We start from the raw sequence: 7,134 nt of genomic DNA, 5'->3' as shown, positions 1-7,134 counted from the left end.
GCAGCAGGGCGAGTGCGGCCAGGGCCAGTCCCGCTATCGCTCCCCAGCCCAGCAGATGCTTCCTGTGCTCGGGCAGGAAGAGATCCGCGACGAGGACGGCGAGGCCGGCCAGGGCCGCGATGGTGGGCGGCGCGACGGCGAGCCAGTCGACGGACTGGACGAGGCTGGTGGCCAGGCTCGTGGCGTTCGCAGTCATCGGTTGCCTCCCGCGAGGAGCTGCTGCACGGCCGGGTCGGTGAGGCCGAGGAGGGCCGCGGGCCACAGTCCGGCGAGGACGGTGAGGACCACCAGGGGGCTCCAGGCGGCGAATTCATGGCCGTGGACGTCGGCGAGGGCGGGCCGCTCGGGCTCGGTCCCGACGCGGGGCCCGATCGGGTGGTCGCCCATGCAGACGCGCCGTACGACGATGAGCATGTAGGCGGCGGTGAGCAGGGTGCCGAAGCCGGCGAGCGCCATATAGGTGAGATACGCCGGGCGGCTGAGCCCGTCGGCGGGGTCGAAGGCGCCGAACATGGCGAGCATCTCGCCCCAGAACCCGGCGAGTCCGGGCAGCCCCAGGGAGGCCACGGCGCCGAAGGCGAGCAGTCCGCCCAGGCGCGGCGCCCTGCCGTACAGGGCGGCGCCGCTGGTGCCCGCGAGCTGGTCGAGGTCGGTGGTGCCGGAGCGGTCCTTGAGGGCGCCGACGAGGAAGAAGAGCAGCCCGGTGATCAGGCCGTGGGCGATGTTGGCGAAGAGCGCGCCGTTCACACCGGTGGGGGTGAGGGTCGCGATGCCCAGCAGTACGAAGCCCATATGGCCGACGGAGGAGTAGGCGATCAGGCGCTTGAGGTCGCCCTTGGCGCCGGTGCGGGCGAGGGCGAGGCAGGCGAGGGATCCGTAGATGATGCCGACCACGGCGAACGCGGCGAGGTAGGGCGCGTAGGTGTGGGCCGCCCCGGGGGTCATCGGAAGCACGATGCGGACCAGCCCGTAGGTGCCCATCTTGAGCAGCACGCCCGCCAGCAGCACCGAGCCGACGGTGGGGGCGGCGGTGTGGGCGTCGGGCAGCCAACTGTGCAGCGGCCATATGGGGGCCTTGACGGCGAGTCCGACGATGATGGCGAGGGCCGCGGTCAACTGGGTGGTGTGGCTGAGCCCGGAGCCCTTGTCGGTGGCGAGTGCCACCATGTCGAAGGTGCCGCTCTTCAGCCCGACGAGGAGGAGGCCGAGCAGCATGACGACGGAGCCGAGCAGTGTGTAGAGGATGAACCGCCAGGCGGCCCGCTCGCGTTCGCCGCTGCCCCACCGGTTGATGAGGAAGTACATCGGGATGAGGACCATCTCGAACGCCAGGAAGAACAGCATCAGGTCCAGCACCGCGAAGCTGGCCAGGGTGCCGGACTCAAGGAGCAGCAGCAGCGCGACGAAGGCCCTGGGGGACGGCCCGGCGGGCCGGTTGAAGTAGGCGTAGAGCGCGCTGAGGAAGGTCAGCAGCGCGGTCAGCACGAGCAGCGGCAGCGAGACGCCGTCCACGCCGAGGTGGATGCGGATGTCCAGCGCCGGGATCCAGCCGATGTCCGTCTGGGCCTGCATCCTGGCCGGGTGGTCGTGGTCGAACCCGGCGGCCAGGGCGATGGCGGCGGCGAGCACCACTGCGGTGACGGTCACGCCGTGGCGCAGTACGGCCTGGTCGGGTCCGCGGCCGCGCAGCCCGGGCGGGGCCGGGAGCAGGGCGGCGGCGCTGCCGAGCAGGGGGAGCACGACCAGGGCGGCGAGGAGGAGTTGCTGGACGGTGTGGTTCACGGGTCAGGCTCCCGCTGCGACGAGGACGGCGGCCACGGCCAGGACGAGGGAGCCCGCGAGCAGCGCGCCGAGATAGGTCTGCACATTGCCGGTCTGGGCGCGGCGGACGGCCGCGCCGAGCAGCCGGGGCGCACCGCCCGCGCCGCGTACGTACGTCTCGACGACCTCGCGGTCGAGGAAGCGGACGAGCCGGGCGGCGGCGGCCACCGGCCGGACGAACAGGGCGCTGTAGACGGCGTCGAGGTGGAAGCCGACGGCCGCGTGGCGGTGCAGCGGGCCCAGGAGCAGCCGCCCCGGGTCGGCGGGGTCGCTGGCGCCCGCGATGGAGCCGTAGGCCGCCTCGTGGGTGGCGATGGCCTCGGCCTCGGAGACGGCGTCGGCGGCTTCGGGGTGGGCGGCCACCGCGCCGAGCGGGACGCGGGCGGCCCGGGCCGAGCTGTGCCGCCAGGCGCCGTACATGACGAGGGCGCCGACCAGGGCCAGCCCGGTGCCGAGGACGGAGGTGGTGAGGGTCGGAGTGAGCGTCTCGCCGTCGAACCAGTCGGGCAGCGTGCCGTAGGCGAGGCCGAGGGCGGCCGTGGGGATGAACAGCACCCATAGGACGGCGTTCATGGCCACCGGCTGCTTGCCGTGGTCGGGGACGGGCTCGCCCCGGCCGTGGAAGGCGAGCAGCCACAGCCGGGCCGCGTATCCGGCGGTGAGGAGCGCGGTGAGGAGACCGGCGAGGAGCACGGTCCAGCCGACGCCCTCGGGGACGCCGGGGGTGTGGCCGGTCGCGGCGTGCTCGGCGGTGCCGAGGACGGCCTCCTTGGAGAAGAAGCCCGCGAAGGGCGGGATGGCGGCGAGCGCGAGCAGCGCGACCGTCATCGTCCAGAAGGCGTCGGGGATGCGCTGGGCGAGACCGCTCATCCGGGACATGGCGGCGAGGGAGTTGCTGCCCGCGGCGTGGATCACCACGCCCGCGCCGAGGAAGAGCAGCGCCTTGAACGCGCCGTGGGTGATGAGGTGGAAGACGGCGGCGCCGCGGTCGTCGACGGCCAGCGCGCCCGTCATATAGCCGAGTTGGCCGACGGTCGAGTAGGCGAGGACGCGTTTGATGTCGTCCTGGGCGAGCGCGGCGAGCGCCGAGCCGACCATCGTCACGGCCGCCATGGCGGCCAGTACGGCGAGCGCGGCGGCGGAGGAGGCGAAGACGGGCAGCAGCCGGGCCACGACGAAGACACCGGCGGCGACCATGGTGGCCGCGTGGATCAGCGCGGAGACCGGGGTGGGGCCGGCCATCGCGTCCGGCAGCCAGGTGTGCAGCGGGAACTGCGCGGACTTGCCCGCGACCCCGGCCAGCAGCAGCAGCGCGATCAGGGTGGGGTGGTCCAGCGGCACCCCGGCGGTCTCGGAGGTCAGCCGGGTGTGGATCTCGCTGATCCGGAACGTGCCGGTGTCGCCCGCGAGCGCGAAGATGCCGATCAGGAACGGGACGTCGCCGAGCTTGGTGACCAGGAACGCCTTCAGGGACGCCGAGCGCGCGGCCGCGGTCTCCCAGTAGTGGCCCACCAGGAAGTACGAGCAGATGCCCATGATCTCCCAGCCGACGAGCAGCACGATCAGGTCGTCGGAGTAGACGACCAGGAGCATCGCGGCGGTGAAGAGGGAGACGAGCGCGGCGTAGGAGGGGTAGCGGGGGTCGTCCCGCAGATAGCCGGTCGAGTAGATCTGCACACAGCAGGCGACGACGGCGACGAGGACCGCGACCAGGGCGGCGAAGCCGTCGACCTGGAGAGCGAGGTCGATGGGGACCGAGCCGGTGTCGGCGAGCCGGGTCGCGGCGGTGAGCGGGGCCGTACCGCCGCCCGCTCCGCCGCCCTGCCGTACGGCGACGAGCACGGCGAGCCCGGCCGCGGCGAGGGTCGGCAGCACCGCGAGGGGGCGGACGAAACCGGGGGCGCGGCGGCCGAGCAAGAGCCCGGCGACGGCGCCGAGGAAGGGCAGGAGGGGGACGAGAACGGCGGCGGTCGTGGTCGTCACGCGGTCTGCCTCCGGGCGCGTCGTGCCTGGTCGGCGTCGTTGTCAGTGGGGGCTGCCATGCTGTCGTCCATCGGGTCCTGGCCGTCTGACGGGGGGTCGGCCAGGTCCCGGAGCTTGTCGACGTCGGCGGTGCCGCGGTTGCGGTGGACGAGGAGGACGATGGCGAGGCCGATGCCGATCTCGGCGGCGGCGATGGCGATGGTGAAGAGGGTCAGGGCCTGGCCCGCGTGCAGGGTGTCGCGGAGCCAGACATCGAAGGCGACGAGGTTGAGGTTGACGGCGTTGAGCATCAGCTCGACCGACATCAGCACCAGGATCGCGTTGCGGCGGGCGAGGACGCCGTACAGGCCGGTGCAGAAGAGGAGGACGGCGAGCACGGCGGGGTAGGCGAGGTGCATCAGCGCTTCTCCTTGCCGCTCTGGGCGTCCCGCGGTTCGGCGGTCTTACGGGACAGGACGATCGCGCCGACGAGCGCGGCGAGGAGCAGCACGGACAGCGCCTCGAACGGCAGCACCCAGTGCCGGAAGAGGCTCTCACCGGAGGCGGCGGTGGAGCCCTGGACGCCCTTGTCCAGCTCGATCCAGGTGGTCCGGAAGGCGTCCACGACCACCCATACCAGGAGGCCCGCGGCGGCCACGGCCACCGCGAGCGCGGCCGGGCGGTTGCCCGAATCGGCGTCCGGGGAGGGGCCGATGGGCGCCTTGGTGAGCATCAGCCCGAAGAGGAGGAGGACGACGACGGAGCCTACGTAGATCAGCACCTGCACCCAGGCGATGAACTCCGCCGTGAGCAGGAGGTACTCCACGGCGATGCCGCCGAGCGCCACCACCAGCCAGAGGGCGGCGTGCACCAGTTGCTTGGTGGTGACGGTGAGGACGGCCGCGCCGAGGGTCGCGATGCCCACCAGCAGGAAGGCGATCTCGACACCGGTCGGCGACAGGAACCCGTGGCCGGTGGCGGCCAGGTGGAGCGCGGGGCTCACGTGGCGGCTCCGTTTCCGTCGGTGCCGCTGCCGGCGCTGGGCCCGTCGCTCGCGTTGGGCCCGTTGGGCCCGTCGCTCGTGTTGGTCCCGTTGGGCCCGTCGCTGGTGTCGGAGGCGCGCTCCGTCTCGGCCTGCGCGGCCTCGGCGGCGGCCGCGGCCTGCGCGGCCTCCGCAGCCGCGAGCTTGTCGGCGGCCTTACGGGCGGCGCCGATCTCCTTGGGCTCCTCCGCGCGCGGGTCGAGCGCGGGCGGCGCGGGCACCGTCCACATCCACTCGCGGAGCTTGTCCCGCTCATGGGTGAGATCGCGGATGTCCTCCTCCGCGTACTCGAACTCCGGCGACCAGAAGAGCGCGTCGAAAGGACACACCTCGATGCAGATACCGCAGTACATGCACAGGGCGAAGTCGATCGCGAACCGGTCCAGCACATTGCGGCTGCGCTCGCGCCCGCCCGGGGCGGCCGGGGGGACGGTCTCCTTGTGCGAGTCGATATAGATGCACCAGTCCGGGCATTCGCGGGCGCACAGCATGCAGACCGTGCAGTTCTCCTCGAACAGCCCGATCACCCCGCGGGTACGGGGCGGCAGCTCGGGCTGCGCGTCCGGATACTGCGCGGTGTGCGACTTCCGGGTCATCGTGCGGAGCGTGACGGCCAGGCCCTTGGCCAGGCCGGATCCGGGGATGCCCATCAGGAGATCACCACCTTGACGACGCCGGTGAGGGCGATCTGGGCCAGTGAGAGCGGAATGAGGCAGGTCCAGGCGAACCGCTGGAGCTGGTCCTCGCGCAGCCGCGGATAGCTGACCCGCAGCCAGATCACGACGAAGGCGAGGACGGCCGTCTTCAGCAGCGTCCACAGCCAGCCGAGGCCGTCGGCGAACGGACCGTGCCAGCCGCCGAGGAAGAGGACGGTGGTCAGCCCGCACAGGATGACGATGCCCGCGTACTCGGCGAGCAGGAAGAGCGCGAACCGCAGCCCGGTGTACTCGGTGTACGCACCGAAGATGATCTCGGAGTCGGCGATCGGCGCGTCGAACGGCGGGCGCTGAAGCTCGGCGAGACCGGCGGTGAAGAACACCACCCCGCCGACGATCTGCCACGGCACCCACCACCACTCGAACGCCTCGAGGATGCCGGGCAGCGAGACCGTGCCCGCCGCCATCGCCACGGAGGCGGCGGTGAGCAGCATCGGCAGCTCGTACGCCATGAGCTGGGCAGCCGTACGCAACCCCCCGAGGAGGGAGAACTTGTTCGCCGAGGCCCAGCCCGCCATCAGCGAACCCAGCACCCCGACGCCCATCACGGCGAGCACGAAGAAGATGCCCGCGTCCACGACCTGGCCCACGGCCCCCTCGGCGGGGCCGACCGGGATCGCGACGAGGACGAGCAGGTACGGCAGCAGGGCGACGGCGGGCGCGAGCTGGAAGATCCGCCGGTCGGCACCGTTGGGTACGACGTCTTCCTTCTGCGCGAACTTCACCCCGTCCGCGACCAGTTGGGCCCACCCGTGGAATCCGCCCGCGTACATCGGCCCGAGGCGGCCCTGCATATGGGCCATGACCTTGTGCTCGGTCTGCCCCACGAGCAGGGGCAGTACGAGAAAGGCGAGCAGGAGGGCGAGCAGTCGCAGCGCGACGTCGAGGACGTCGTTCACGCGGTGCCTCCTGGCTGATCGTCGGAGTTGGTCTCGGGGGCGTCGGGCGTGCCGGAGGCGGGGCCCGGTTTCTCGCCGCCGCGTTCGGCCCCGTCTCCCCCGGCCTCCGATGCCTCCGGCGCTGCCTCCGGCCCGCGCGGGGTCTCGGCGTCCTCCTCCCGCGCGGGACGCGCGTGATGCCAGGGAGCGTCGGACGATCGCGTCCGCGGCGCGGGGCGTTCGGCCGCCGGGGGCTGGGTGTCCGCTGTCGGCTCCGTACCCGCCGGGCGCTGGCTCGCGGAGCCCTCGCTCACACTGCGCGAGCGTCGGGGCGGGCGTTCGGCCGCCGGGGGCTGGGTGTCCGCCGTCGGCTCCGTACCGGCCGGGCGCTGGCTCGCGGAGCCCTCGCTCACACTGCGCGAGCGTCGGGGCGGGCGTTCGGCCGCCGGGGGCTGGGTGTCCGCCGTCGGCTCCGTACCGGCCGGGCGCTGGCTCGCGGAGCCCTCGCTCACACTGCGCGAGCGTCGGGGCGGGCGTTCGGCCGCCGGGGGCTGGGTGTCCGCCGTCGGCTCCGTACCGGCCGGGCGCTGGCTCGCGGAGCCCTCGCTCACACTGCGCGAGCGTCGGGGCGGGCGTTCGGCCGCCGGGGGCTGGGTGTCCGCCGTCGGCTCCGTACCGGCCGGGCGCTGGCTCGCGGAGCCCTCGCTCACACTGC

The 7,134-nt window shown here is 73.0% G+C and carries 7 protein-coding genes and 1 pseudogene; 1 reads left to right on the top strand and 7 read right to left on the bottom strand.

What is annotated here, in order from left to right; genetic code table 11:
- The 7 genes and pseudogenes from KN815_RS43075 to KN815_RS43045 all read right to left on the bottom strand — a co-directional run.
- Positions 1-196, bottom strand: a pseudogene (locus tag KN815_RS43075) (NADH-quinone oxidoreductase subunit N); the annotation flags it as partial.
- Positions 193-1,782 carry a complex I subunit 4 family protein gene (locus KN815_RS43070; protein ID WP_216347207.1) on the bottom strand — a complete coding sequence of 530 codons (1,590 nt, stop codon included), beginning with the start codon at positions 1,780-1,782 and terminating at the stop codon, positions 193-195. The pseudogene KN815_RS43075 and the gene KN815_RS43070, both read right to left, overlap by 4 nt.
- Positions 1,783-1,785: 3 nt before the next feature.
- Complete coding sequence (locus KN815_RS43065; protein WP_216347206.1) at positions 1,786-3,804, bottom strand: NADH-quinone oxidoreductase subunit 5 family protein; 2,019 nt, start codon at positions 3,802-3,804, stop codon at positions 1,786-1,788.
- The gene (nuoK, locus tag KN815_RS43060; RefSeq protein ID WP_059149004.1) at positions 3,801-4,202 is read right to left on the bottom strand and encodes an NADH-quinone oxidoreductase subunit NuoK; all 402 of its coding nucleotides are present in this window, start codon (positions 4,200-4,202) and stop codon (positions 3,801-3,803) included. Before nuoK ends, KN815_RS43065 begins: the two co-directional genes overlap by 4 nt.
- Positions 4,202-4,786 carry an NADH-quinone oxidoreductase subunit J family protein gene (locus KN815_RS43055; protein ID WP_216347205.1) on the bottom strand — a complete coding sequence of 195 codons (585 nt, stop codon included), beginning with the start codon at positions 4,784-4,786 and terminating at the stop codon, positions 4,202-4,204. The genes nuoK and KN815_RS43055 overlap by 1 nt, the downstream gene beginning before the upstream one ends.
- Positions 4,783-5,475 carry a NuoI/complex I 23 kDa subunit family protein gene (locus KN815_RS43050; protein ID WP_216347204.1) on the bottom strand — a complete coding sequence of 231 codons (693 nt, stop codon included), beginning with the start codon at positions 5,473-5,475 and terminating at the stop codon, positions 4,783-4,785. The genes KN815_RS43055 and KN815_RS43050 overlap by 4 nt, the downstream gene beginning before the upstream one ends.
- Positions 5,475-6,440 (bottom strand): complex I subunit 1/NuoH family protein, encoded by a 966-nt coding sequence (locus KN815_RS43045; RefSeq protein WP_216347203.1) that lies wholly within the window; start codon positions 6,438-6,440, stop codon positions 5,475-5,477. The genes KN815_RS43050 and KN815_RS43045 overlap by 1 nt, the downstream gene beginning before the upstream one ends.
- 237 nt (positions 6,441-6,677) lie before the next feature.
- Between KN815_RS43045 and KN815_RS43040 the strand changes: the two genes are divergently transcribed.
- Positions 6,678-7,134: hypothetical protein (locus KN815_RS43040; protein WP_216347202.1), on the top strand; the 457-nt coding region annotated here is incomplete at its 3' end.

Source organism: Streptomyces niphimycinicus, from assembly GCF_018883605.1.
Taxonomy (GTDB): Bacteria; Actinomycetota; Actinomycetes; order Streptomycetales; family Streptomycetaceae; genus Streptomyces; species Streptomyces niphimycinicus.
The sequence above is the reverse complement of the archived record's forward strand: the minus strand, read 5'-3'. Positions and strand labels throughout refer to the sequence as shown.

Bases quoted from the DNA above. Each gene is read 5' to 3' on its own strand.
- KN815_RS43050 (WP_216347204.1), bottom strand. From the start codon at position 5,475: ATGGGCATCCCCGGATCCGGCCTGGCCAAGGGCCTGGCCGTCACGCTC.
- nuoK (WP_059149004.1), bottom strand. From the start codon at position 4,202: ATGCACCTCGCCTACCCCGCCGTGCTCGCCGTCCTCCTCTTCTGCACC.